We start from the raw sequence: 23,476 nt of genomic DNA, 5'->3' as shown, positions 1-23,476 counted from the left end.
TCGAGATCGTTGCCATCAGCCAGCTGATGGCGACAGTCTGCATCAACCAGCCGAGGCTTGAAACCTGCGTCGCGAGCCAGATCGAGCGAAAGGTGGGCTGCAGAAGTGGCCCAAAGGTCGTTGGTGCAGCCAAATCTTCGTTTGATCCAGCCACCCTACTCATTTTGCGAACCTTTTCTTTCCGTTATTGTCGCTTCCCATGTAATCTAGGCTGAACCGTGGCGGCTTAAGAATAGATGGCCCATTTGCCTACGACGAATGTGGCCACAGTTCCTCCTGACCAGTTGTCAGGCGGCCGGGACGCAGACATGGGCCGGCTCACTCGCCTTCAACGACATCTTGGTGAGCCGGGATTCACATGTCATTTGAGGCATCATGCTCGATCGACGCGCTGCCGAGCGATTTTTCGCGAAACGTTACCCTGTTCTTTTGTTGGAAACTCACTCATCAGCGGCGTTCGATGCTGAGTGTGGCTTCCGAAAAGTGAGGACGCTTGCAGATCTTTGACAGGATCAGTTCCCTGATAGATGCAGACGATTGCCAGGCCGCGATCGAAGACGCGCGCGCCCTGCTCCTTCAGTTCGGACAAAAGTCTGATGCGCTCACACATGCGATCGACGAGTTCCTGCTCGACCTGATGACATTGGCTTTCATCGTCGAATGTTACGGACGCGGCTTTGAACTTTTGGCGCGAACGCTTGCCCGTAGAAGGCTGGCGAAGGTCAGACTGTTGTCGGGAGGGGTCGGCCGGGCAGAACGGGTTCCAAAGCCTGATGGCTGAACCGGCGATCGAGCCGCGTTCCATTAACGACGTGGCGACCGCCAAAAAAAGGGCATCGGAAAACCGAGGCCCTTTAGGTGTAAAGTCAAAACCTTCAGAGGGGAACAGCTGATACCATGGAATGGGAGGAAACCATCGCGTGCATCAGCTGTAAGCTTAATGGCTAAAAGTTGTGCAATGCGCAAACACATTTTGTGCAATGCAGCTATGCAGTAACGCAAAGCCTCAAGTTGCAAGATCGATTTTGGAAATGTTTGCTGCTCGTACGGTGATGGGCGAGATCCTTAAGCGTATGTACGGCGGCATGATGGACGCTTGCAAGCAGCCAGACAAGATTATCGCGAAGCTAAAATAAGAGGTTCGATCCAATCGGCGATGCTCAATACCCGCGCCATTCTGGTTCAGCCGGGCGTTACATCGCCTCGCCAAGTTGAGGATGTATTGGTCGCGAGCAGCCGTGCGCCAATTTGGAACCCACGACCATATGCAACGATTGGGGACTGTCCGAAGAAGGCCGAGAACGGTTGAAAGTGCGCTAGATGGAGATATTCTGAATTGGAACGGGGGCCTGGTTCATCGCCAAAGCGAGACATGGATGAAAAGCAGATCGCGCCCAACGCCTGATCCAACCATTGCAACGGAAGTCCCCTGGTCGGAAAGCCTAACCGCATATGATGACAAGCATTTCGAGCTCTATTTGAAGCTCATGGACGCTTGCGCCGACAGTGCCAGCGAAGAGGAGATGGCGCTGGATGTACTGGGTATCGATCCGGTCAAAGAGCCAATCCGCGCCCGTAAGGCCCTTCGCAGTCACCTCAAACGGGTGCTCTGGTTTATGCATGAGGGCCATAAGGAACTGCTTCCAAGCCGGCCGCCTCAATAACTGCGGCGCCGAACAAGGTTGCCCGAGAGATCAGGTGGCGCCCTCGGGGGATGCGAGGACACTTGAAAGCCGCAATCGGGTTATCATCTCCATACTGCGTGATCTCTCGGTGTACTACGGTCCCGACTTTACGGATGTCACCCCCGTCGGCCTGGGGCACCCCTTCAAGGTGACATTCACGTCGGCCCCGGATTTGTCTGGCACCTACGAGAACGTTGCAGGGAGCGGCTCGGTAAGCGGCTTTGAACGACCCGGTCAACTCGTAATGACCTACTCCGGAGCAGATGGGATGTCCCATGGAGTTGCCATTCTCCAAGACATTCAGACCCACCTTTCTTCCAACAACGTCGAGCATGATTACGTGGGAGCCGTTTTGGTCCACGCTTGCTATAAGGCGGACACCCAGCAGTGCGATGCCGCCAAATCACGCAATATAAATTCTGCAGGGCGATTTTGTCGAAAAACAGGGAACCCGACAAGGATCCTTCCCTCAAGGGTTACTCGACGAACCATGTTCGGCTTTTCAGAACGATCTGAAGCTGAAACTTAGCCCGACGGCACAGCTTTAGGCACGAAGGCGCTCACCAGGGTCGCAGCTCAAAGAGAACGGCGCCCTTCGCCGGGGGGCCGTCCGTTCCGCATCCCGCCTGACGGCGGCGCGTTGCTGATGCTCCTACGGCCGCCCTGTTGAGCCGGTCTCAGGGCCACGGTCTTTCTCCTGCACCGATCTGACTTGGTCCCGCTGGCGGGCATTTAGGTGCTTCCGTTTTGTACGCTCTTCTTTCTTGGGCCGCTTCGCGGCACGGCTGCGCCGACATGGATGTGCCTAGCGGCACCTCTCCTATGTAGCGGGAAGAGAGGCGCGCGGCCCTCTCTCCCCAGCAAGCCGCCGCGGGCGGGTTCCCCCATCTTCCTCCGCTTCGCTAGGTGCAGACCGGGGAGACCCCTCCGCCCCCGGGACTTGCCCCCCCTCGCTCCCCGCTACTCGCCGCGAGGCAGGGGTTCAGGGGACCTGAACCCATCAGGTCAATCCCTGAAATCAACACGAGCAAGTCCATGAATACCGCAGTTATCACTATCCCGCCCGCAGGTAGGGCCGAACTGGCCGCCAGCATCGAGGCCCATGGCCTCATCCATAACCTTTTGACCCGCAAGGCCCCGAAGGGAGCCAAGTTCGAAGTCGTCGCCGGAGGGCGGCGACTGGGGGCGTTGCGGTTGCTGCTGGACGAGGGCCGCACCTACAGGGCGTGGCTGTGACCAAGGATTATCCGGTCAACCGCTGGCTTGAAGACATTACGGCAGTTGCCGGCCATTATGCGTTTCTCCCTGAAGTCGACCTGCCAGATTTACTCAACGGCTTAGGCTACCGAAGCCTGGGGATGAGGATCTGGAGGGCATTGCCCAAACAGCGCGAGAGCACTGGGGAATCGGATTGCGACCGACCCCAACGTAGTTGCTCTGCTGGAGCAGATCGGCGTCGTCGTGGCGAGCGAACCAATGGAAACCACACAGTTGGATGGGCTAAGCAGGTGGGGATCTGATCGTCGCCCACACGTACTTCTAGCGCAGTCATTCGCGCGAAGACAATTTGATGCCGCGCACGAGTTGGCCCACCTCTTGCTGCACCGTGCAGTGTCCGAGGATGAGCTTGTCGAGAACTTCAAGCTGATCCAAGACCAAGCTCATCGGTTCGCTTCAGCGTTGCTTCTGCCGGCGAGTCAGTTCTCGGCTGAGGTCACTAGTGCCTCGCTTTGGGAGCTGAGAAGGTTCGCTGGCGCGTGTCCATCAAGGCTCAGATCATGCGTCTCCAACGCCTCTGCATTGTCGATGCCGAGGGAGCGACCCGCCTTTATCGTAGCTACAGCGCCAAGGGCTACTCAGGATCCGAGCCCTACGATGACGTTTGGCCGCTGCAGCAACCTACGTTACTGGCTGATGTATTTCGACCGTGGTGGATGACGGGGGCTGTCCAAGGAAGAGCTTCGGCACGATCTGCCGTTGTTCGCTCATGATGTTGAGAGCTTGGCTGCACTTCCTCCGGGCTGGCTCTCGCAAGAGCCTGCTCGCGTCGTGAAGCTGAAGCTCGTGGCGCCGACCCGCGGTGAGGGGCCGTCCGGCCAGCTCGGCGAGGTCATACCAATGTCGCGCCGACAATAAGCGACGCCCGCCAAGAAATATGCCGCAAGCGAAACAGCGGTGGTGTGCTTACATATGGGCAAGCTGCCGTTGAGATAACCGTCTGCCTGTGCCTAGGCTGCCCTATAGCCGACAGGGAAAATGCGCTGGTGTTTCTTCTTGTAGATGCAGTAAGTGAGCAGATCGTAGGTGTTTGAGAAGCTGTGCAACCAGAATACATGGGGTTCGCCGTTCGCATCATAAAAGATGCTTTCGCCTTCGCCTACTGGACCCCGTTTGCGGTTCGTTGCGTGATCGCAGATCGCGGAATAGGCAACTGTGGTGGTGATTCCGGGAAAGTGCTCAGCTAAAGCTATCGATCTTGGAAAATATGCCACATTGTCATTCCCCGCCTTCTCGCAAATATCTCTGTGATACGGATGCCGACTGACAACGCCGAAGGCAGGAAACTCCGGGTCGCGTTCACAAACCATTTGCCAAAGTGTTGTTGTAAGTGTGTTCCCATAGCGCTTGCGAAGCTGCTCGATACTCTTCCATTCCAATGAGCAGTCCAGCGCTTCCGGTCGAAACCTTCCTCCGAGAAACAAGAGATGGCGTCCGCCATAGTTAGCTTCTGCTTCCATTGCCTGATGGAATGTTGGGTTCAGCGTGGACTCGTTGTCGCCCAGAAGCAGGGAGCGATGCCACGGTAGAAGGTCATGTGTAATTTCATGTGCGATGAGGAAGCGTCGCTTTAGCTCGGCTACCTCGTCATCGATGAAGATTCTTTTGTCGCCTTCCTTCAACATTAGGATACCACGAAGGCCATATTGCTGGACTACATCGACCATGCGCTTAGCCGTGCTGGTGATCTCGTTCCCAGCCATTCGCGCCCTGTGGGCGATCTCATCTAATAGGCTCAAGTTCGCCTTGCTATAATAGGTAAGGTCAAGCTTTTGCAGCGCGCGCACCTGCTCGAGCCTTAATGGGGGCTCTGGATTGCCGAGATCACGTAGCAAACGTGATATGTGCTCATGGATATCTCGGCGCTCAAAGTTCCCGATTATCGGCTCAATCGCAGACATGGTCATCCATTCTTCTTATCGATTGACGCCAGTACCTTAACGAAATCGTTGAGGTCGCGCCTTTCAGCCTGGCTTAGTTTCGATAGGTCGTCTGAACTCGCAGCAAAACGATGCACCGCTTCGGTGAGATTGTCATTCTGCGCGGACGCCGCCGCAGTCAGCAGTCCTACAGCACGTGCTGAAACCCCAATAAACTCGGCTAGCTGATGAACGGTACGCGGGCCTGGAACATAGTTGGGATCCTTCTCCACCTGCTCCAATTCCGCCGCATCAACACGAATTTTGGCAGCCAACTGCGCAATGCTTAAACCGTCCTTGCGTCGAAGCTGATGCACCAACTTAAACAACACAGCAGATTTCTGTTCGGGGGCAGCCGAATTAGGCTGCCCCGCAGTTGCTTGATGACGAGACTTCTCCTGCATAAGACGCTCAAGCGGAGCTGCGTCGCGGAGCGGGAGCCCCACGTCGCAATCGACATCCGGATCATGTTCGATATGGCTGCGCAGCCAATCGGCAGTGAAATGTAATTTCATGGTCGACTCCTCTTGTTAGTGTTGCACGGATAGGAAAGTCGCAGCATCCCTGCTGGAAAGCTCGAAGTATCTAAGTCCTTTATGTACTCCTTCGCTATCCGTTCCGAAATCCGTCATTCCGATCGCATCCCGGTAGAAAACTTCTGCGCCACGAAGTGAATGCAGACCAATTCGGCCACCAAATTCCTCTTCTAGGCTCAAGCTGACGGCCGTACCGATGAGCACACGGCCCGCGCCCTTGTAAGTCGGGTCAGCAACCAACTTTGGTCGGTTCCATGGAGCCGTCGCCAAAAACTCCACGTAGATCAGCGGCGCTCGCTGATGCTCGGGGTGGCGACTGAAGCAATCCTGACCGCCTTTGCGCGTCATCATGATGGCTTGGGTACTGCCACCACATTCAAGCACGAAGAAATCGAACAGGAAGGGGTCGTTCAGCGCAACCAGCGCCTTCTTGCCCCATTCCCAATGGGCGTCTTCAGCATTGACCTCTGCTAACGTCTGAAGGGAAGCCTTAGCCTCCCTCCGACGCAACTCAAAAAGAGGTCGCCAGCGTCCTTCGATATGCGCGAGATTCGTGCTGTCCAAGCCATGATACAGGTGTGCATCTTCGTACAGGCCTGTGGCACGATTTTTGAGAAAGACTCGATCGATCAGCCCTTTCATAGAACCATAAGCTCTACTTTTTCTGATTTATCCGCGCTTTCGACGAACACCTTTTCGCCCCGCGCCAGTCGATCATCGACTGATTTGTAGAGCCGCAGCGCTTGGCGAACGAGTGCGGTTTTAGACAACCCTTTTTCTTCACACATGGTTTCAAGGACGCTCATTTCTGCGTCCGACAAATTAAGCGTCATCGTACGCTTCACAGGCGCTTCTCCCTAACCAGCACTCTCCATGTAGCTATAAAGTCCATACCTGTCAATCAAAAAACAATCATTAATTAGCCAATCAATAGCTAGACATTGGCTAAAAACTCCATATATGATTTGTGCAGAATGAGAAACAAGGAGGGTTCAATGCCTGACGTAACGCACTTTACATATAAGCTGGATGGTCGCGTGATCGCCACCAATGACGCCATAATCTCAGGTCGCGAGGTCCGCACCATCGGCGGGCTCAATCCAGCTAGCGGTTATATTCTCATCCAGATTGCGGACGGGTCGACGCGTTCGATCGGGCTTGAGGAGCCGACCGACCTGCGACAGATGCCGCAGCCTGAGTTCCTTTCATTCGAAGGTGATCGGACCTTCTCCCTCACCGTCAACGAGCGCGGCTGGGAATGGGGGGCGGCCAAACTCTCCGCAGCTGACATCTACCGTTACGCCAGCATCGATGAGGAACTCGAGCTAATCCTGGACAGCGCCGGCGACGCGGTCATTCCCGCTGATGGCGAGGTGACTCTGGGCGGACAGGGAGTCGAGCGCATCCGCAGCCGCGAAGCGAAGACGGTGGTCATCAAAGTCAACGGGCGACCGCGTACGGTGCCCAAGAAAAAGCTCAGCTATCGTGAGGTTGCACTTCTCGCCTACCCTGACGCCGACTTCGAGAAATTCAAGTACACGATAACTTACCTGAAAGGTGTACACGGCGCGGAAGGTGATCTGGTGGAGGGCGAAAAGATCGAAGTCAAGAATGGGATGGTCTTCAATGTCCGCCGATCTGATAAGTCGTGATCCACATCTGAAGCAACTGCTGGACGAGGGGTTTGAGCTTGAGATGCGCGACCTCGTCCTCCTCGTTCACAGCGTGCCCTATGTGAAGCGGGACATGTCGCTTGGTCGAGGCACACTTGTCTGCACTCTGTCGCTGGATACGGAAGGCCTGACCTCGACTCCACTGACGGACCACACCATGTGGTTCGCCGGCGAGACGCCTTGCCATCGCGATGGCACGCCAATGACAAATATCATCCATAATAGTCAGGAAGCGACTGTGGGGTCGGACATCAAGGTCCACCATTATTTCTCGTCGAAGCCAGAAGGCACCGGCCAGTATGCCAACATTTACGACAAGGTTGTCACCTATGAGTCTCACCTCGGTGCTGCTGCGCGGTCTCACGACAAGACCGCCAACGCGCGTACAGGCGTCACGTTGGCCAGTGCGGAGGACGATAGTCCCTTCGCGATTCCCGATTCTGCGTCAGTCCGCTACGGAATCCTCGCCGCCAACCGCAAACTCAGGGGCAGCATCGCGATCATCGGCCTCGGCGGAACCGGTGCCTATCTGCTCGACCTCGCCGCCAAGACCCGTGTTGCCGAGATCCACATCTACGATGACGACCAGCTTCTCAACCACAATCTTTTCCGTTCGCCTGGTGCTCCTGAACTGGTGCTAGCGAAGAATTTCCCCCGCAAGGTAGATTATTACGCTGCGCTCTACGCGCGCATGCACAAGGGCGTGAAGCCGCACACCACTCGAGTGACGGCTGACAACATTGACGAATTTTCAGCCTATGACTTCGTATTTGTCTGCGTTGATAAGGGATCGTCGCGGCGCGTGATTGCCGAAGGGCTGGTTCGCCTGGGCATTGCATTCGTCGACACTGGCATAGGTATAGGGCTGGACGACAACACGCTCGACGGTTGCGCAAGGGCAACGTTTATTGCCCCTGGCATGCCGTGGGCGGAAGTGGCTACCCATCTGTCGTTCGGTGACGACGACGAAGAGGCCGATGTGTACGGAACCGAAATCCAGATCGCCGAACTCAATTCTTTGAACGCGATTATGGCGGTCATGCGCTGGAAACGCTGGCTGACCTTCTATCGTGATGAGCGCAACGAAAGGAACGCGACATACATGATCGAGGGCAACAATATCACAAACCGGGTGACATGATGGCTCGGGTGGATTGTCTTACAACGGTCTTCGTCGAAGACATTCCGGAACAACTGGAAGACGGTGTCCTTTACGTGTCGCGCGAATGCCACGTCGCGCTGCATAATTGCGCGTGTGGGTGCGGCGAGGAGGTTTCAACACCGCTCGTTCCGACTGAATATGACCTCATTATGGAAGACGAGGGAGCCTCGATATGGCCGTCGATCGGCAATCACGACTTCCCTTGTGGCTCGCACTACATCATTAAAAGCGGCCGCATCCAATGGGCCGGCAAGATGTCTCGCGCGCAGATCGAAGCGGGCCGCGTCCATGACCGTCTGCTCAAGCGCGGCGCCCAGCCGAAGGGGCTCAGGGCCATCGTCGCATGGTTCAAGCGCCTGTGGATCAAGTTCATTGGCTAATCAACGTTTGCCATGGGGTCGGCCGCAATTTGCGGTCGGGCTGGCGCCGACACGGCTGTCCTCCGATTGGCTCCAAGTAGGTCTAGGAAGCCGGTAGTCGTTGATGTTGCAAATCTGAATGAAGGGCAGGTTTCAGGGAAACGGTTACCTGGCGGCGTTGTCCAAATGAGGCGCGAAGCCCGATCTTTCATCCAGGAGCACCCGGACAACGCCGAAACTCGCTCGTCAGGGCCGGAGATCGCTTCGTTTTCTGTGAAGTCGGTCGATTAGGGATTCATTTTGGTCGGTACCCATCCAATTCTGAATGAACCGAATTTGGCGGTCTGACCGGCCGAACAGATAGGTGTCTGCTGACCCAACGACGTGTTCGTTTATTGGCCTAATGCCAAACCCAGACGCTGCCGCGCGCGGGATCATGTCTGTACCGCAATGCGGGCAAGAGCCCCCGAAACCCGCTTGCGGGCGGAATCTTCGCCCATCGACCAATGCGTTACGCATGGCACCTTTCCCGGCAATGCAGATATGTGGCAGAATTTATGGCCGGGAGCGGGAGCGAAGATATATGCGAGGGTAAAACCTTGGCATGCTTATCGTTGGGCGCGATCACTGAGAATGGCCTTTCAAACCAATCAGGAACCTGTTGCTGCCACCTACGGCATTGCCGGGACGTCGCGCCAGAACGCGACAATCGCGTCTGAGAACGTCTGGAACTGGTCATCGCTCACCTTGAGGTGCGTGTGGTTCAGCAGTTTCTCTGACCACGGCGGCCGAGTGCCTTTGAGCGGATCGTCTAGATACTCGGAGCAGGTTTTCTTCAGGTCATCCAGCGATTTTCCGGCGCCGTGCTTGTAGACGTTGACCACCAACCGGCACGCATCGAGCGTCTTGAAGTAGTCCGTGCTTCGGACTTTCCAGCCGAAACTTTCCAGGAGGTCTGCAATCTTGGCGAAATCCGCTGACCAGACCTTCGCAGCTGCCGTATCCCCTCGATGCCAGTTTCGTAATTCGCGGACCAGCCAGTCCCGCAGCTGTTTGTCCCACTCGTGGAACATCCCTGCGGTGACACTCAACCGGGTTTGGTCGCGTATGCCGCTCAGGAGCTGGTAGAACTCAATGCCGGCGTCGCGAGCAGCCTCGTAGAAATCCCCGGAATCGTCTCAAACCGGCCTTTGCTTTGCTCCAGCACTGCGGGGCCAGATCCGGCGTTCCCCGCCGCGCTGAAATGCCTCACTCCTGCGGCCTCACACTCGCCAGGAGGCACAAGTGCATCCCCATGCCTGACTGGCAGTGCGCTTCGCCGCAGGAAGAGTCCCGTTACTTTCCCGGCCTGGCAGGGCAGCTTGTCTCGGCGCCGCTGAATTCCGATCTGCAAAGCGGCCTCATTCCGTCACGCGCTGTGAAAAAAGGGCAGGAGGGCTACGGCTTCCATTTCAGCGTCAGCCGCTGAACGCTTGAGCCGTCTCTACGGCTATTCGGCTGGGGTTTTCCGAAGCTTTTCTAACACAAAGAGCTTGCCCTGGCGCACGGCGTACTCGATTGATTGCGCCTTCGCCAGATGTGCCGCAATCGAGCTGGCCAGCATGCAGCCCGTCCCGCGCATCGATGCGGCAAGACGCGGCGTGTCAAAGCGGACTGGTTCGTGATCGGGGCGCAACAGAATATCGGTTGATTGCGGTCCCGATGCATGGCCGCCCTTGATCAGCAGAGCCCGCGCGCCGGCTGCCAGCAATTCTTGGCCTTGCCACACTACGCCGTCCTCATCCACTGCCCGCTCCGAGCCAACAAGGAGTGCCAGCTCGAAGAGATTGGGGGTGACCAGACGGCAAAATGGCATCAGATCGCATTTCAGGGCGGCGATGGCGCCGGCTTCCAGGAGCGCCCGGCCTGACGTCGAGGCCAGCACCGGGTCGAGCACTGCCGGCACCTGCGGATTTTCGCGCAGCACTCCGGCAACCGCAATGACGATCTCCACCGTGGCGAGCATCCCGATCTTGATGGCCGCCACTTTGTTGGCCTGCAACCCCGCACGCATCTGACCGGCCACCAGACCGGGTTGCATAGAGTGGATTTCCATGACCGCATGGTGCGTCTGCACCGTCAGCGCGGTGACAGCAAGGCAGGTGCGCACGCCAATGGAAGAGATCGTCTCGATATCGCGTGCGATTCCAGCCCCACCGCTGGAGTCAGATCCGCCGACCACGAGCACATGCGGTTCTCGCCTCAGCGCCATGGCTTTGTCTTTTCGATCCATTCTCGCGTGCGCGCTTCGGGATTGGCATTCAACGTGATGTCGGTGACCACCGCCGCGGTGTCCGAACCAGCCGCGAAAACACCGTCGAGCCGATCGGGGTTGAGGCCGCCAATGGCGACCAATGGGATCGGCGCCACCCGATGCTTCCACTCGCTGATCCGCTCGAGCCCTTGCGGCGCCCATTTCATCTGCTTCAGGACGGTGGGATAGATGGGGCCGAGCGCGATATAGTCGGGCTCGGCAGCGATGGCCGTTTCCAGTTCTAGATGATCGTGCGTGGAAAGCCCGAGCTTCAATCCGGCGTACTTAATCGCCAGCAGGTCGGCCGCAGCCAAATCCTCCTGGCCGAGATGGACGAAGTCGCAGCCTTCCTCAATTGCCGTGCGCCAATAGTCGTTGACGATCAGTTGGCAACCATGGACCGCGCAGACGCCGTTCGCGCGGCGGATTTCCGACCGCAGCGTGGTCTCGTCCCTATCCTTGATGCGCAACTGAACCAGCTTGACGCCGAGCGGGACCAGCCGCTCGACCCAGTCAGCGCTGTCGACGATCAGGTAGAAGGGATCGAGCTTCATGAAAAAACGGCCCTGCCGATGGTCGGCGTCGACGGCACGGCGACGTCGCGCGGTTCAAGCATACCCGAGCTGAAAGCTTCACGACCGGCCTCGACCGCCTTGCCGAACGCACGCGCCATGCCGACCGGATCGGCCGCCTTGGCGACCGCGGTGTTCAGGAGTACGGCGTCAAAGCCGAGCTCCATAACGGTTGCCGCGTGCGACGGCCGTCCGAGCCCCGCATCCACGATCAGCGGAACATCTGGGAAATGTCCGCGCATCGAGCGCAGCGCCGTGATGTTGATCGGTCCGAGAGCGGAACCGATCGGCGCGCACCACGGCATCAAGACCTTGCAGCCCGCCGCAAGCAGCCGCTCGGCAACGATAAGGTCGTCGGTGGTATAGGGGAATACAGCAAAACCGTCCTCGCACAGGATGCGGGCGGCTTCGACCAGACCGAAAACATCCGGCTGCAGGGTGTCATGGTTGCCGATCACTTCGAGCTTGACCCAGTTCGTACCGAAGACTTCGCGCGCCATTTGTGCGGTCGTGACCGCTTCCTTGACGGAGTGGCAGCCAGCAGTGTTGGGCAGGATTCTGACACCAAGCGAGCGGATCAACGACCAGAATTCTTCGCCAGCCCTGCCGCCTGCCATTTCACGGCGCAACGAGACGGTCACCACCGCCGTGCCCGAAGCCCTGACTGCATAGGCAAGGATGGCCGGCGAAGGATATTGAGCGGTGCCAAGAAGCAGGCGCGACGGAAGCTCGGCTTCATAAAGCTCGATCATGGCCTAGCCGCCCTGCATGGGCGAGAGGATTTCAATCCGGTCGCCGTCGTTCAACTGGAATTCCGCCCGGTTGGCTTTGTGCACGAGGTCATTGTTGACGGCGGTCGCGAGCCAATCGCCCTCATAGTCGAGCGCGGCAAGCAGCTCGGCCAGCGTGGTGGCGGCAACCTCATGCGCTTCGCCGTTGACCATCAGTTTCATGAGCAAGCTCCTTGGTTCTGTCTTGAGTGAAAACCAGGTCGGCAGCCTGGCGCGCCATGGCGGGAGCCAGGAGAAAACCGTGACGATAGAGCCCGTTGATCGCGATGATTTCACCCTTGGTTTCGACGCGCGGCAAGTTGTCGGCAAAGGCTGGGCGGACGCCGACACCGGTTTCAACGATCTCGGCCTCGCCAAAGGCCGGGTGGAGGGCATAGGCGGTACCCAGCAGCTCCATTATGGAACGCGCCGTCACCGGTCCGGCACTCTGGCTTTCAATCATCGTCGCTCCGATCATGAAACGGTGATCGGTGCGCGGCACGGCATAAAGCGGAAAGCGTGGATGAAGCAAACGGACCGGCCGCGACAGCGAGACATCAGGCGTGCGAAGAATCAGCATTTCGCCGCGAACACCGCGCAGCCTGTCATCGGCCGCTGCCATTCCCATACAGTCTATCTGACGGGCGAAACCCGAAACAGGCCGGGCGTCGCAGCCGAAGTGGAATTTGACACCCATGGTCGCAAGCTTGTCATGAAGTGCCGCCATCGCCGGGCGTGGGTCGAGGTGAGCCTCATCGGCGAACAGCAATCCGCGGCGGAAGCGGCCGGCTAAGTCGGGCTCCAGCAAGGCAATTTCATCTTCCTCGACGCGCCGATAGCCCGTCGTGCGGCTGGCGAACCGGTCGAGCTCGCCCGCATCGCGCGGCGCGGCCAAGACCAGCGTTCCCCGTCGTGCTACCAAGCCTGGCGTTGCGGCGTCCCACCAGTCGGCGGCGTCGCTTCCGAGATCCAGCACCGGCTGCTCGGCGCTTTCACGCTCGCACCACGGCGCCAACATGCCACCGGCGAACCACGACGCATTGCCCCCAAGGGCAGGCCTTGTCTCGGCAACGGTAACCGCCGCGCCGCGTGCGGCGAACTCGAAGGCGGCGGTGAGGCCAGCAACGCCCGCTCCTTTGACCAAGACCTTCATGATGGCTCACGTGGCTGAGGTATGAGCGGTGCCCCGGTCTCGTCCGCCGGCAGGTAGAGATCACCGCCCTCGCGGTATTTCGCCGCCATCGCCGCCATGCCCTCTTTCTGCGCCTCGGCACGGATGTCGTGAGAGATACGCATCGAGCAGAATTTCGGTCCGCACATCGAGCAGAAATGCGCCACCTTGTGCGCTTCCTTGGGCAAAGTCTGGTCGTGGAAGGACCGCGCCGTTTCCGGATCGAGCGACAGGTTGAACTGGTCCTCCCAGCGGAACTCGAAGCGCGCGCGGGAAAGCGCATCATCCCTGACTTTCGCTGCCGGATGGCCCTTCGCCAGGTCGGCGGCGTGGGCGGCGATCTTGTAGGTGATCACGCCGATCTTGACGTCGTTGCGATCGGGAAGGCCGAGATGCTCCTTGGGCGTGACGTAGCAGAGCATGGCGGTGCCGAACCAGCCGATCATCGCGGCGCCAATGCCTGAGGTGATGTGGTCATAGCCCGGCGCGATGTCGGTCGTCAGCGGTCCAAGCGTATAGAACGGCGCCTCGCCGCAGACGGCGAGTTGCTTGTCCATGTTCGCCTTGATTTTGTGCATCGGCACGTGGCCAGGCCCCTCGATCATCACCTGGCAATCCTTCGCCCAGGCGATCTGCGTCAGCTCGCCGAGCGTTTCCAACTCGGCGAACTGCGCCGCGTCGTTGGCATCGGCGATCGAGCCCGGACGAAGGCCGTCGCCGAGCGAGAAGGAGACGTCGTAGGCTCTGGCGATGTCGCAGATCTCCGCGAAGTGCTCGTAGAGGAAGCTCTCCCGGTGATGGTGCAGGCACCATTTGGCCATGATCGAGCCGCCGCGCGAGACGATACCCGTCACCCGGTCGACGGTCAGCGGGATGTAATGCAGCCGCACGCCGGCGTGGATGGTGAAATAGTCGACGCCTTGCTCGGCCTGTTCGATCAGCGTGTCGCGGTAGACCTCCCAGGTCAGATCCTCGGCAATGCCGCCGACCTTTTCGAGCGCCTGGTAGAGCGGCACCGTGCCGATCGGCACCGGCGCGTTGCGCACGATCCAGTCGCGGATGTTGTGGATGTTGCGGCCGGTCGACAGGTCCATCACCGTATCGGCGCCCCAGCGGATCGCCCACACCATCTTTTCGACCTCTTCCGCCATCGACGATGTGACGGCGGAGTTGCCGATATTGGCGTTGATCTTGACCAGGAAATTGCGGCCGATGATCATTGGCTCGCTCTCGGGATGGTTGATGTTGGCGGGGATGATCGCCCGTCCGCGCGCCACCTCGTCACGCACGAATTCGGGCGTGACGAAATCGGGCAGCGTCGCGCCGAAAGCCTCGCCGTCGCGCTCAAGCTTGCCGCGCAGGATCTCGCGACCAAGGTTCTCGCGGATGGCGACGAACTCCATTTCGGGTGTGATGATGCCGGCGCGCGCGTAGGCAAGCTGCGTCACCGCCTTGCCTGCTTTGGCCCTGAGCGGTCGGTGGCGGATGGGAAATTCTGGCGTCAGGCGTTCGCCCGTCGCGAATCCGTTGTCCTCCGGCCGGACATGGCGGCCGTCGCAGACCTCGACATCGCCGCGCGCCAAGATCCATTCGTGGCGAAGCCGGGCCAGGCCTTTTTCGATGCTGGTTTCGACAGCCGGATCGGTATAGGGGCCCGACGGATCGTAGACGGTGACGGGCGGTTCGCCGGCTGTCGGATGGACGGAGATTTCGCGCATCGGCACCCTGATCTGCGGGTGGATGGCACCGGGCTTGTGGATCTTACGCGAAGCAGGCAGCGGCCCCGTTGAGACGGCTGGGGTGAGGGCATTCATCTTGAGGCTCCTTTGCTCATGCATTGGAGACCCAGTTCTGTGCCGGAAGGATGAAAAGACGCTTCTGTCGACCTGCCGAAACAGGACCTCGGGCGTGAACTCCCGCAGAGCGCTTGCACCGTCCCTACGCCAGTATGAACTGGATCAGGTTCAACGGGTCACTGCGCCGCGAAAGCCAGCAGTATCTCAGCCCCTTGCCGGGACTCCCCTGGTGAATGCCTCAAGTTGAACGGGCCGGCGTTGTCTTGTCAAGCGCATGTTCGTCCTGCGGCGGCGGTGGGCGGCATTCAAATTGGGCCCAAATTGGGCCGACGGCCTCGCCATGGGTCGCGGAGAAGTTCCGCGGGAGACAAGGCAGGTGTGGCCAAAGCTGCATTTGCCTCGTCAAACTTGATGTGACATTGACGTAGACGGAACTGCTGCGTTTCAAGGATCTTAAGCCGTCAATGCCTGATCGGAACAGAACTGGTGGGCCGCCCGAACGCCCCACAAACATCGTGCTCTCGATCACCTCTTATTGTCGCCGGAAAAGGGGTGATCGACCATTCGATCAAGTCGACCGCTCGCTGAAGGGCGCCCTCGGTTTCAGCACGGCTGGGCGAAGTGGCAATGACATGTCCAATCCAGTCTCGGAAATCCCCCTTCCTGACGATCGGTGTCTTGGGTTCAACATTCAATTTGACCTCGGCCACACCTGATATAGCAGCTGCCTGAGTGTCGCCACCAATCCAGTCGAGGGTGCCATCTTGATCAGGAAGCAGGAATCGCGCGGCCGCAGTATGCGAATGCTTTTTGCGCAGATCCCATTCCTCGCCAATGACAAGCTTGATGTGCTCGGTGACGAGGTCGACACCGTAAGCTAACTGGACCAGTTGAGGGTCGGGCGCGCCACTAAGACGCGGATTGACTTCAATGACAACTGGACCGCGTTTCGTGCACCGGAGTTCAATGTTAGTTGGCCCCCAGCCAAGGCCGAGAGCCCGCAAACAGCTCAGCGAAACATCGGCGATGCGCTCACGCTCCTGATCGGTTAGCAGGGCCGGATACGTCACCTCACGTATGACGAAATGGGGGAGGGGACCAAAGTCATTGGCGCAAATCGCAACGACCTCATTCCCCATAACATTAATGCTATAGAACGGGCCCTGTGCGAATTCTTCGACGAGTATTTTCGGTGTAGACCGCCATATGTGCTTTCCGCCCAATAGATGGGTCGTATGTTCGGCTACGTCTTCGAGGCTGCGGCACAATCGGACACCCATGCTGCCGCTGCCTACTGCCGGCTTAAGAATCACGGGCAGGCCGATCTCTGCAGCCGAGCTTTCTACCTCCGCCGCATTCGCTGCCAACCGATAGGCCGGTATTGGAACGCCGGCCTGCGCGAGGAGTTGGCGTTGCTTGAATTTGTCGCAGCTTCGTTCAATCGATTCAGGGTTCGGTCCCGGTAGATCGAAATGCCGGCAAAGCTTGCCAACTGTCGCATAGATCGATTCATGGTCCCCGGCAAAGCCAGTAATGCCAGCAATGTCGTGGGTAGCACGCAGCCGCGAACTTTCGCGGACCAACGCTTCGAGATTGCCAGTGTCGACACGGATTGCCTCAACGTTTTCCGCCGAAAGATAGTCGTACCGAGGTGGATCAGCCGTCAGAGTAATTGGATGAAGACCAAGACACTGAGCCGCTTGGACGTATAGCTGACCAGTACCCCTATGGCCTTCGACCAATATGAGCGCTCTTCTTCTTACCATTGCTGTTAATCCCGATGTTGCGTGCTGGCGGCGGTCCGAGGGTACCGGTGTCACTTTTGTGGCCGTGCCGGACCTCAGACTCGGGGTGCCGTACCATTGTCAACGACTGACGGTTGTAAAAATCTTGTAAATTGATTTGAAGGATCTGTTGCAGCGTTTTTGATTAGGGCGGCGTCGGAGGCTTGCTCCGTTCAAACCAGGTTAGCTGGGGTTGGTGTGTGATCCCGTGGGCCTGGGCGTGACCTACCCCTCGGGTAGGGCACGCCAAGCCACATCAAACTCGCAGCACAAGAACATGCGCTCTGGTCATACCGGCTCATGGTGAGCCCTGAATCTGGAACCGGCCCGATGTGTAAGCAGCGAGTCGTCAAACGGCCCCATTCAATCATGGAGTCACATCATTTAAGATCGCGAAAGCTGTCATTGCGGGTTACGGAACTGCTTTCCGATGACATTCGAAGATGCGATCGGGCGTCAGAACCGGATCGCTGACCGCCGCTTCCACCTCGGCGAGCCCGGCTGATATAATCAGGTCTGAGGCTGCGCGCCCTGTCGTTCCCAGCATTTACATTAGGCAGCCTTGCCAAGATTGTCCCGCAGCAGAACCTGCCTGAGCGCATCGACGAACGTCCGAATATCTGTCGTACTATGGGCAGGCGTAACCGTCACCCTGAACCGCTCGGTTCCCACCGGAACACTCGGCGCCAGAATTGGCTGAACGTATATTCCATGCTGATCCAGAAGCTGGCGGGACGCTTCCTTGCAACGGAATGGATCACCAATAGGCACAGGAATGATGTGGCTTCGGGTCGGCATGACGGGGATGCCCGCCTCTTTCAGCAATCCGATTAAAAGTTTCGTTTTCCGGTGCAGATCAATTCGTTCTGAATCTGAATCGCGAAGATGGCGCAGCGCTGCCAGCGCACCAGCCGCTAGCGCTGGCGCAAGCGCCGTGGTGAAAATGAAACCGATCGAGAAGCTTCGTATGCTGTCAACAATGGAGGCAGGTCCGGTCACATAACCCCCCATCGAGCCGAACGCCTTACCTAGCGTCCCTTCGATGATGGTTGGACGATCCATGATGCCAAGTTCCGCGGCAATGCCGGCGCCTTTCGGACCGTACATTCCCGATGCATGAACTTCATCCAGAAACGTCATTGCGCCAAATTCGTCCGCCATGTCACAGATATCTTTGATCGGTGAAATGTCACCGTCCATTGAATATACCGATTCAAAAACAATGATCTTGGGTCTTGCAGGATTTACGCTGCGCAGAAGCTCCCGCAAATGCGCAACGTCGTTATGCTGGAAGACGCGCTTTTCGGCCCGGCTGTTGCGGCATCCACTAATAATTGAAGCGTGGTTGTGCGCGTCAGAAAATATAATTGTGTCCGGCATCAAAGATGCCAATGTACTCAATGATGAATCGTTTGAGCTGAAGCCGGAAACAAAAATCAATCCTGCTTCCTTGTTGTGGAAAGCTGCAAGCTCCCGCTCGAGCAACACGTGATAATGGTTGGTGCCACCAATGTTGCGGGATCCTCCCGATCCTGCGCCGTTGGCATCGATGGCGCGCTTCATTGCCGATAGCACTTTGGGGTGCTGCCCCATACCGAGATAATCATTAGTGCACCAAATGGTTATCTCTTTTCGGCCGTCGGGCCTATTGAGCCAGGCCTTTGGGAAGTTGCCAGACTGACGCTCCAGATCGGCAAATTCACGATACCCGCCACGGCCTTTGAGTTGCTCGATTCTTCCGGCGAAATACTGCACATAATCCAAATCAATCTCCTGTTGGGAAGCCGTTTTTCGGCGCGCTCAGTGCTGCTTCACAGCGCACCTGCGCCGGCCCATCGCGTCGCATCCCTCGACAAGCACCAGCAAGATTGGATTTCGACTACGCGCTTGATCTTGCGGGGGTTTCGGCCGCTCCAGCTAATTCGGGTAACGCGCCCCAAAGTGCAAGTGAAGAGAATGTTAAATCTATTTGTTACTGAAATGTCTGAAATTGCATGAGTGTCGCAAGCGATTTCATAATTCTGGCCAGTCGTCGTTCGATTCCTGTCGCGGCCTTGTCAGAGCTGCGCTCGGCGGGCTTTCGGGCCCGAGAGCCGCAATGCGCGAGGGCCGCGTCTTGTCGCGCAACAGCCCTTGAAGCCCTTCGGCGGCGAAACGCTCTGCAAACGCCATACGCAGCTTTTGGACGTGCTGGCCTGCCGGATCATCTTGACGGTGCCGACGTCATCGTCGGTCCAGCCGGTTCGGAGTCGCCTCAGAATCGGAAATTTCTGCCCATCAGACTGGAAATTGACATGTAAGCTTCCCGGCTCCTTCAGATGTCATCATCTCTCGCACACCAACTCATGCCACGCAGATGAGATCGCGCCTTTTTCTGTCGTCACATTCCATTGTCAGAATCGGAAAAGAAGGGTCTCCTTGTTTTTATATGAAACAAAATTTCACAAATAATTATGAAAACGGACATGTTTGCTGCAGACAATTAACGTGCACGTACTTGTCTGCCGCTGCATAACGAAATATAGGCAGCGATTATAACTTATAAACGTAGTGAAACGCGTAAATCGACATTTCCATAGAGCTGCAGCAGAGGCGAGGGGAGTCCCATGGGCCCTATGAAGATGCAGCCCGAGGAGATGGGCAGCCTGTCCGCGCGGATTTACAGCAAGGTGCGGGATGGCTTGATCATCGGCAATTTCGCGCCGGGCGATCGTCTCCTTATGCAGGATCTTGCCGGGCAGCTCGGAACCAGCATTACGCCGGTGCGCGAAGCCTGTCTGCGGCTCGTCAGCGAGCAGGCGCTCGAGTTGCGCTCCCGCAGGTTCGCCGCGGTGCCAGACCTCAGCCGCGCCCGCTACATTCAGATCAAGCTGATCCGCGTGGCACTTGAAGGGCTTGCGGCAGAACACGCTGCCGACCATTTTGCCCCCGCCGATCTCGAACAGCTTGAGACCTTCCGCGCCTCATTTGTAGAGAGCCATAAGGCCGGTAATATCAAGGAAGCGCGATCCTCCAATCGCGCTTTCCACTTCGGCGTCTACCGCCTGTCGCGTATGCCGATGCTGATCGGACAGATCGAAAGCATGTGGGCCTCGATGGGTCCAATCCTTAACGTTTACGATCGGGAAATTCCGCGCGGGTACACCGGCGCGGAAGAACATGACCATCTCATCGAGGCCTTGAGGACTGGCGACAGGAAGAGGGCCCGCGAGGCGATCGAGAACGACATCCAGCGAGGCTCACATGGTTTTCTGCGCTATTTCGACGAGCGCGGCTCCGGCTGAGCTGAATTGCCCTAAGCACCATCGATCTGCGCGACGCGCGGTGTGCGCAGGCCGGCTGTTTCCCCGCCGTCTACAGTCACCACCGTGCCGTTGACATAGCTCGATTGATTCGAAAGTAACCAAGCGACCACATCAGCGATCTCTTCAGGGGCACCGAAGCGGTTGGCAGGGATCCGCAGTTCGAGCTGCTTCTTGCGCAGTGCATCGCTTATGATGTTGCCCATCATGCGTGTTTCGATCTGGCCGGGGCAGACAGCGTTGAAGCGGATCTCCTCGCCGAACTCCAGCGCGAGGGCCTGCGTCAGCCCGATGACCGCGGCCTTTGAGGCGCAGTAGGCAGCGAGCCCTTCTTCGCCCGTCTTTCCGGCGATGCTGGCCATGTTGACGACTGAACCCCTCCCGAGCCGCAAGCCGTCCAGCGCATGACGGATGAAGAAAAAGACGCTGCGTGCATTAACCGCAAGGACCTCATCCCAATCGTCCTGGGTGGCGGTGGCGAAGGCAATGCGCTTCGACATGCCGGCATTGTTCACGAGCCCCGCGAGCCGGCCGTTGCCAAGTTCAAGCGCACGGTCGACGACACGGCGGCAATCGTCTTCACGGATAATGTCACCGGCAACGAACGTGACACCGTGATTGGCGCGTTCGAGCGCCGCGCCCGCTTCTGCATCTCGGCCGGTCGCCACCACTCTGGAACCGGCAGACGCAAGTTTCTCCACGCAGGCCCGCCCAATCCCGTGCGTGGCGCCTGTTACGATGATCATTCCAATTCACTCCATTACGTATTTGGCAACCGCACAGTTTGGGGGGCTCGCTTTTGGGCCAATCCCCGCCCCATCAAATCATGACGAACAACGTTGTCGTCACCTAGGATCAGTGGATCAATTGTGACGCAGGTTAAAGCCGGTGGACTGGCCCAAGCGCCGGGCCGTCGGCCCAACGGCTGGATTGGCGATACTGCGCATGTGGCCATGTCTTTCCTCGCGTGATGGGGTGTTCCCTAGAAGCGGAGCGATATGCGGGTGTGACGACCGATAAGGCGGACCGGCTATTCCGATAGGGACATGCATACTGTCGCATGACCGACTCGTCATCCCCGCAAGGCCAGTAATGCCAGAAGTGCTGCACAATACGCCAAGAACGCACACCGACCAATCAGTGTTTCGACTGTTCGCCGCACACGGGATCGGCCTCTCAGCTGGCAAAACCATGTCGCAATGGCTGGACGTGCATCGCGATTTGCGAGCCTGGTGACGCGGGACTTGCGCCGGCACGCCATCAAGGGAACCGGCCGCGACGGCTTGCCGGCGGAGGCTGTGCTGCCCTGCCCCTGCTCAAGCAGCACCACCCACTAAGCATCGGGAACCCGCGTTCCATTTAGAAGCCTCCACGTTGCGGGCCTTTGCCCGGCTGCCGGGAGAATGAAGTCGCAAGACAACACCCGCAATCCGGGCGCCGACCTCTAGGAAGAACTCAGGCTGGCAAGCGCCAGACGAGAGAAGTTGGAAAGCGGCACGGTCGTGCGCGGGGAACCGTCATTTCAACAATCATCCGACCGCAGCGTGTTATGGCACGCTGCGGTGCGGTTCAGCGCGGCTGTTGCAGCACGCGAATGCACTGGGCACATCTCCTCCCTAAAGACACTATGACGATTTGGTCGATAGCGAAGTGCGGCTGCTGACCAATGGCTCTGTATTCGAAGGCCACGCTGATCGCTTTGACTTATTCGCCGGCGCTTGATGTCAGGCAACTCGATCGACAAGCCGCATACCGGTCGGTCGCGAGGAAGCCCACATCGCCGCGGCCAGTTGCATGGCTGCTGTCTCCGACCTCGTCTTTCGTCAAATGGATTGTGATCCCGGTCGAGGCAGCGAAACCGCGATTGAAGACACTTTCCCGGCTGAGCACCGGCTAATGAAAACCCTATTGACTTATAACTTATAAGTAGTACGGTAGCGCTGTGAAAATGAACAACGGCGCGGATGGCCCTGAAGGCGAACTCGCCTAGACGGTACTACGATCCGCCAGCAAGCCTCTGCTCCCAAGGCAGACCGCGGAGCCGGCGAAATCGCCGGCGCCGGACCCGGGAACACACGAAAATGGGGAATCACATGACCAAGAATCACGCTTTCCGATCCATCCTCGCGGCGGCTTTCGTCACCGGCGTGGCCGTCCTGCCCAACGCCGCCCAGGCCAAGGATTGGTGGCCCTTCAAGATCAACGCGGCCAAAGGCGGCGATCTGAAAAAAGTCGAGGCACTCGACTATGTGCCGCTGGAAAAGGCCGAGAAGCCTTGGAACCTGTGCGTCTTGTTTCCGCACCTCAAGGACAGCTACTGGGTCTCGGTCGACTATGGTATCGTTGAGGAAGCAAAGCGCCTGGGTGTCAAAGTGACGGTCCTGCAGGCTGGCGGCTATGACGCGCTGCCCAAGCAGCTGTCGCAATACGACGATTGCGTCGCATCCGGTGCCCAGAGTATCCTCGTCGCCGCCATCTCGGAAGCCGGTCTGGCGGCCAAGCTGAAGGAGGGCGACGCCAAGGGCCTTGTCCAGATCGCCGTCGCCAATCCCATTCTGGAAACTCCGATCACCGCGCGCATCACTCCCGATACCTACCAGAAGGGTTTTCAGGAGGGTGAGTACCTCAAGAAGTATCTCGGCGACAAAAAGACGACCGCGATCGGCCTGCCGGGTCCGCAGGGATCGGGTTGGGCGGAGAGCTATATGGCGGGCTTTCGCGACAGCATCAAAACCGGCAACATCAAGCTCGCGGCCGAGCTCTATGGTGAGCCCGGCGTTCCGCAAAGCCTGCGCCTCATCGAGGACGCCCTGCAGACCTATCCCGATCTCAATGTCATCTGGGGCGGGGCTGCTGCGGCGGAAGCGGCCGTCAGCGCCGTCGCCGACGCTGGCCGCGACGATGTCGTGATCATGTCGTCTTACGAGAACCAGACGATGCTGAAGCTGGTCAAGGAAGGCAAGGTGCTTGGCTTTGCCGCCGAGTATCCGGTGATGATGGGCCGCATCAGCGTCGACCTCGCGGTGCGCGCCTTGGAAAAGAAGGACTATGAGAAGGTTCTGCTGGTCGCGCCGGGTATCGTGACCAAGGACAACGTCGACAAAATCGACCCGACGCAGATTTTCGCGCCCGATGGGTGGAAGCCTGAATTTTCGGTACAATAGCCACATCTTCGA

25 protein-coding genes, 1 pseudogene and 1 riboswitch are annotated in these 23,476 nt (G+C 58.3%); of the genes and pseudogenes, 10 read left to right on the top strand and 16 right to left on the bottom strand.

The window, feature by feature from the left end; genetic code table 11:
- The coding region (locus NKH06_RS30270; RefSeq protein ID WP_352893557.1) for an MFS transporter at positions 1-163 on the bottom strand (163 nt) is incomplete at its 3' end.
- 210 nt (positions 164-373) lie between these two features.
- Positions 374-826 carry a hypothetical protein gene (locus NKH06_RS30265; protein WP_352894963.1) on the bottom strand — a complete coding sequence of 151 codons (453 nt, stop codon included), beginning with the start codon at positions 824-826 and terminating at the stop codon, positions 374-376.
- Positions 827-1,376: 550 nt separating this feature from the next.
- On the opposite strand from NKH06_RS30265, the gene NKH06_RS30260 reads away from it, so the two are divergent.
- The 3 genes from NKH06_RS30260 to NKH06_RS30250 all read left to right on the top strand — a co-directional run bounded on the left by NKH06_RS30260 (position 1,377) and on the right by NKH06_RS30250 (position 3,623).
- Positions 1,377-1,664 carry a hypothetical protein gene (locus NKH06_RS30260; RefSeq protein ID WP_081726247.1) on the top strand — a complete coding sequence of 96 codons (288 nt, stop codon included), beginning with the start codon at positions 1,377-1,379 and terminating at the stop codon, positions 1,662-1,664.
- Between the two features lie 1,056 nt (positions 1,665-2,720).
- On the top strand, positions 2,721-2,921 hold the full coding sequence (locus NKH06_RS30255; RefSeq protein WP_352538820.1) for a ParB N-terminal domain-containing protein: 201 nt from the start codon (positions 2,721-2,723) through the stop codon (positions 2,919-2,921).
- 240 nt (positions 2,922-3,161) lie between these two features.
- Positions 3,162-3,623 (top strand): ImmA/IrrE family metallo-endopeptidase, encoded by a 462-nt coding sequence (locus tag NKH06_RS30250; protein WP_352894961.1) that lies wholly within the window; start codon positions 3,162-3,164, stop codon positions 3,621-3,623.
- Between the two features lie 290 nt (positions 3,624-3,913).
- Here NKH06_RS30250 and NKH06_RS30245 read toward each other — a convergent pair whose 3' ends face one another.
- Genes NKH06_RS30245 through NKH06_RS30230 form a run of 4 tightly spaced genes read right to left on the bottom strand, consistent with a single transcriptional unit; the run spans position 3,914 to position 6,263 of the window.
- Complete coding sequence (locus NKH06_RS30245) at positions 3,914-4,870, bottom strand: ImmA/IrrE family metallo-endopeptidase (RefSeq protein ID WP_352538818.1); 957 nt, start codon at positions 4,868-4,870, stop codon at positions 3,914-3,916.
- Positions 4,867-5,397, bottom strand: coding sequence for a helix-turn-helix domain-containing protein (locus NKH06_RS30240; RefSeq protein ID WP_023830723.1), 531 nt, complete (start codon positions 5,395-5,397; stop codon positions 4,867-4,869). Before NKH06_RS30240 ends, NKH06_RS30245 begins: the two co-directional genes overlap by 4 nt.
- A 15-nt stretch (positions 5,398-5,412) precedes the next feature.
- The gene (locus tag NKH06_RS30235) at positions 5,413-6,060 is read right to left on the bottom strand and encodes a hypothetical protein (protein WP_023697175.1); all 648 of its coding nucleotides are present in this window, start codon (positions 6,058-6,060) and stop codon (positions 5,413-5,415) included.
- Positions 6,057-6,263 (bottom strand): ribbon-helix-helix protein, CopG family, encoded by a 207-nt coding sequence (locus NKH06_RS30230; protein WP_010913797.1) that lies wholly within the window; start codon positions 6,261-6,263, stop codon positions 6,057-6,059. Before NKH06_RS30230 ends, NKH06_RS30235 begins: the two co-directional genes overlap by 4 nt.
- Positions 6,264-6,413: 150 nt before the next feature.
- On the opposite strand from NKH06_RS30230, the gene NKH06_RS30225 reads away from it, so the two are divergent.
- The 3 genes from NKH06_RS30225 to NKH06_RS30215 are packed head-to-tail and all read left to right on the top strand — an operon-like array spanning position 6,414 to position 8,633.
- Complete coding sequence (locus NKH06_RS30225) at positions 6,414-7,070, top strand: multiubiquitin domain-containing protein (protein WP_352538817.1); 657 nt, start codon at positions 6,414-6,416, stop codon at positions 7,068-7,070.
- Positions 7,045-8,232 (top strand): ThiF family adenylyltransferase, encoded by a 1,188-nt coding sequence (locus NKH06_RS30220; RefSeq protein ID WP_023697173.1) that lies wholly within the window; start codon positions 7,045-7,047, stop codon positions 8,230-8,232. Before NKH06_RS30225 ends, NKH06_RS30220 begins: the two co-directional genes overlap by 26 nt.
- Complete coding sequence (locus NKH06_RS30215) at positions 8,229-8,633, top strand: ubiquitination-like system serine protease family protein (protein ID WP_023697172.1); 405 nt, start codon at positions 8,229-8,231, stop codon at positions 8,631-8,633. Before NKH06_RS30220 ends, NKH06_RS30215 begins: the two co-directional genes overlap by 4 nt.
- A gap of 650 nt (positions 8,634-9,283) precedes the next feature.
- Here the strand turns inward: NKH06_RS30215 and NKH06_RS30210 are convergent.
- The gene (locus NKH06_RS30210; RefSeq protein ID WP_245272726.1) at positions 9,284-9,703 is read right to left on the bottom strand and encodes a hypothetical protein; all 420 of its coding nucleotides are present in this window, start codon (positions 9,701-9,703) and stop codon (positions 9,284-9,286) included.
- Positions 9,704-9,906: 203 nt separating this feature from the next.
- Here NKH06_RS30210 and NKH06_RS30205 point away from each other — a divergent pair, with 203 nt between their 5' ends.
- On the top strand, positions 9,907-10,080 hold the full coding sequence (locus NKH06_RS30205) for a hypothetical protein (protein WP_352538816.1): 174 nt from the start codon (positions 9,907-9,909) through the stop codon (positions 10,078-10,080).
- 21 nt (positions 10,081-10,101) lie between these two features.
- Here the strand turns inward: NKH06_RS30205 and NKH06_RS30200 are convergent, their stop codons facing one another.
- The 8 genes from NKH06_RS30200 to hemA all read right to left on the bottom strand — a co-directional run bounded on the left by NKH06_RS30200 (position 10,102) and on the right by hemA (position 18,762).
- On the bottom strand, positions 10,102-10,863 hold the full coding sequence (locus tag NKH06_RS30200) for a hydroxymethylpyrimidine/phosphomethylpyrimidine kinase (RefSeq protein ID WP_352538849.1): 762 nt from the start codon (positions 10,861-10,863) through the stop codon (positions 10,102-10,104).
- Positions 10,854-11,459 (bottom strand): thiamine phosphate synthase, encoded by a 606-nt coding sequence (locus tag NKH06_RS30195; RefSeq protein WP_352538815.1) that lies wholly within the window; start codon positions 11,457-11,459, stop codon positions 10,854-10,856. Before NKH06_RS30195 ends, NKH06_RS30200 begins: the two co-directional genes overlap by 10 nt.
- Positions 11,456-12,229, bottom strand: coding sequence for a thiazole synthase (locus NKH06_RS30190; RefSeq protein ID WP_352538814.1), 774 nt, complete (start codon positions 12,227-12,229; stop codon positions 11,456-11,458). The genes NKH06_RS30195 and NKH06_RS30190 overlap by 4 nt, the downstream gene beginning before the upstream one ends.
- Before the next feature lie 3 nt (positions 12,230-12,232).
- Positions 12,233-12,430 carry a sulfur carrier protein ThiS gene (gene thiS / locus NKH06_RS30185; protein WP_023685606.1) on the bottom strand — a complete coding sequence of 66 codons (198 nt, stop codon included), beginning with the start codon at positions 12,428-12,430 and terminating at the stop codon, positions 12,233-12,235.
- Positions 12,399-13,400: a glycine oxidase ThiO gene (thiO, locus tag NKH06_RS30180; RefSeq protein WP_352538813.1), complete on the bottom strand. Its 1,002-nt coding sequence runs from the start codon at positions 13,398-13,400 to the stop codon at positions 12,399-12,401. Before thiO ends, thiS begins: the two co-directional genes overlap by 32 nt.
- A complete protein-coding gene (thiC, locus tag NKH06_RS30175; protein ID WP_352558838.1) occupies positions 13,397-15,232 on the bottom strand; it encodes a phosphomethylpyrimidine synthase ThiC in 1,836 nt (611 codons plus the stop codon). The genes thiO and thiC overlap by 4 nt, the downstream gene beginning before the upstream one ends.
- 103 nt (positions 15,233-15,335) lie before the next feature.
- A riboswitch (TPP riboswitch) is annotated at positions 15,336-15,452 on the bottom strand.
- Between the two features lie 223 nt (positions 15,453-15,675).
- A complete protein-coding gene (locus NKH06_RS30170) occupies positions 15,676-16,980 on the bottom strand; it encodes an ATP-grasp domain-containing protein (protein WP_352558836.1) in 1,305 nt (434 codons plus the stop codon).
- 570 nt (positions 16,981-17,550) lie between these two features.
- The gene (gene hemA, locus NKH06_RS30165) at positions 17,551-18,762 is read right to left on the bottom strand and encodes a 5-aminolevulinate synthase (RefSeq protein ID WP_352760692.1); all 1,212 of its coding nucleotides are present in this window, start codon (positions 18,760-18,762) and stop codon (positions 17,551-17,553) included.
- 851 nt (positions 18,763-19,613) lie between these two features.
- On the opposite strand from hemA, the gene NKH06_RS30160 reads away from it, so the two are divergent.
- Positions 19,614-20,282 (top strand): GntR family transcriptional regulator, encoded by a 669-nt coding sequence (locus NKH06_RS30160; protein ID WP_352894958.1) that lies wholly within the window; start codon positions 19,614-19,616, stop codon positions 20,280-20,282.
- Between the two features lie 11 nt (positions 20,283-20,293).
- Here the strand turns inward: NKH06_RS30160 and NKH06_RS30155 are convergent, their stop codons facing one another.
- Positions 20,294-21,046 carry an SDR family NAD(P)-dependent oxidoreductase gene (locus NKH06_RS30155; RefSeq protein WP_286461381.1) on the bottom strand — a complete coding sequence of 251 codons (753 nt, stop codon included), beginning with the start codon at positions 21,044-21,046 and terminating at the stop codon, positions 20,294-20,296.
- A gap of 365 nt (positions 21,047-21,411) precedes the next feature.
- On the opposite strand from NKH06_RS30155, the pseudogene NKH06_RS30150 reads away from it, so the two are divergent.
- Both NKH06_RS30150 and torT read left to right on the top strand, forming a co-directional pair.
- Positions 21,412-21,917 (top strand): annotated as a pseudogene (locus NKH06_RS30150) (ISNCY family transposase); the annotation flags it as partial.
- A 476-nt stretch (positions 21,918-22,393) separates the two neighbouring features.
- Positions 22,394-23,464: a TMAO reductase system periplasmic protein TorT gene (gene torT, locus NKH06_RS30145; RefSeq protein WP_352538809.1), complete on the top strand. Its 1,071-nt coding sequence runs from the start codon at positions 22,394-22,396 to the stop codon at positions 23,462-23,464.
- The last annotated feature ends 12 nt before the right edge of the window (positions 23,465-23,476 follow it).

Source organism: Mesorhizobium sp. M1342 (assembly GCF_040317955.1).
GTDB lineage: Bacteria > Pseudomonadota > Alphaproteobacteria > Rhizobiales > Rhizobiaceae > Mesorhizobium.
The sequence above is the reverse complement of the archived record's forward strand: the minus strand, read 5'-3'. Positions and strand labels throughout refer to the sequence as shown.

What these genes read in the sequence shown, in the direction of transcription:
- NKH06_RS30260 (WP_081726247.1), top strand. Translation starts at nt 1,377, where the DNA reads ATGAAAAGCAGATCGCGCCCAACGCCTGATCCAACCATTGCAACGGAA.
- NKH06_RS30255 (WP_352538820.1), top strand. Translation starts at nt 2,721, where the DNA reads ATGAATACCGCAGTTATCACTATCCCGCCCGCAGGTAGGGCCGAACTG.
- NKH06_RS30250 (WP_352894961.1), top strand. Translation starts at nt 3,162, where the DNA reads ATGGAAACCACACAGTTGGATGGGCTAAGCAGGTGGGGATCTGATCGT.
- NKH06_RS30245 (WP_352538818.1), bottom strand. Translation starts at nt 4,870, where the DNA reads ATGACCATGTCTGCGATTGAGCCGATAATCGGGAACTTTGAGCGCCGA.
- NKH06_RS30240 (WP_023830723.1), bottom strand. Translation starts at nt 5,397, where the DNA reads ATGAAATTACATTTCACTGCCGATTGGCTGCGCAGCCATATCGAACAT.
- NKH06_RS30235 (WP_023697175.1), bottom strand. Translation starts at nt 6,060, where the DNA reads ATGAAAGGGCTGATCGATCGAGTCTTTCTCAAAAATCGTGCCACAGGC.
- NKH06_RS30225 (WP_352538817.1), top strand. Translation starts at nt 6,414, where the DNA reads ATGCCTGACGTAACGCACTTTACATATAAGCTGGATGGTCGCGTGATC.
- NKH06_RS30220 (WP_023697173.1), top strand. Translation starts at nt 7,045, where the DNA reads ATGTCCGCCGATCTGATAAGTCGTGATCCACATCTGAAGCAACTGCTG.
- NKH06_RS30215 (WP_023697172.1), top strand. Translation starts at nt 8,229, where the DNA reads ATGATGGCTCGGGTGGATTGTCTTACAACGGTCTTCGTCGAAGACATT.
- NKH06_RS30205 (WP_352538816.1), top strand. Translation starts at nt 9,907, where the DNA reads ATGCCTGACTGGCAGTGCGCTTCGCCGCAGGAAGAGTCCCGTTACTTT.
- NKH06_RS30200 (WP_352538849.1), bottom strand. Translation starts at nt 10,863, where the DNA reads ATGGCGCTGAGGCGAGAACCGCATGTGCTCGTGGTCGGCGGATCTGAC.
- NKH06_RS30195 (WP_352538815.1), bottom strand. Translation starts at nt 11,459, where the DNA reads ATGAAGCTCGATCCCTTCTACCTGATCGTCGACAGCGCTGACTGGGTC.
- NKH06_RS30190 (WP_352538814.1), bottom strand. Translation starts at nt 12,229, where the DNA reads ATGATCGAGCTTTATGAAGCCGAGCTTCCGTCGCGCCTGCTTCTTGGC.
- thiS (WP_023685606.1), bottom strand. Translation starts at nt 12,430, where the DNA reads ATGAAACTGATGGTCAACGGCGAAGCGCATGAGGTTGCCGCCACCACG.
- thiO (WP_352538813.1), bottom strand. Translation starts at nt 13,400, where the DNA reads ATGAAGGTCTTGGTCAAAGGAGCGGGCGTTGCTGGCCTCACCGCCGCC.
- thiC (WP_352558838.1), bottom strand. Translation starts at nt 15,232, where the DNA reads ATGAATGCCCTCACCCCAGCCGTCTCAACGGGGCCGCTGCCTGCTTCG.
- NKH06_RS30170 (WP_352558836.1), bottom strand. Translation starts at nt 16,980, where the DNA reads ATGGTAAGAAGAAGAGCGCTCATATTGGTCGAAGGCCATAGGGGTACT.
- NKH06_RS30160 (WP_352894958.1), top strand. Translation starts at nt 19,614, where the DNA reads ATGAAGATGCAGCCCGAGGAGATGGGCAGCCTGTCCGCGCGGATTTAC.
- NKH06_RS30155 (WP_286461381.1), bottom strand. Translation starts at nt 21,046, where the DNA reads ATGATCATCGTAACAGGCGCCACGCACGGGATTGGGCGGGCCTGCGTG.
- torT (WP_352538809.1), top strand. Translation starts at nt 22,394, where the DNA reads ATGACCAAGAATCACGCTTTCCGATCCATCCTCGCGGCGGCTTTCGTC.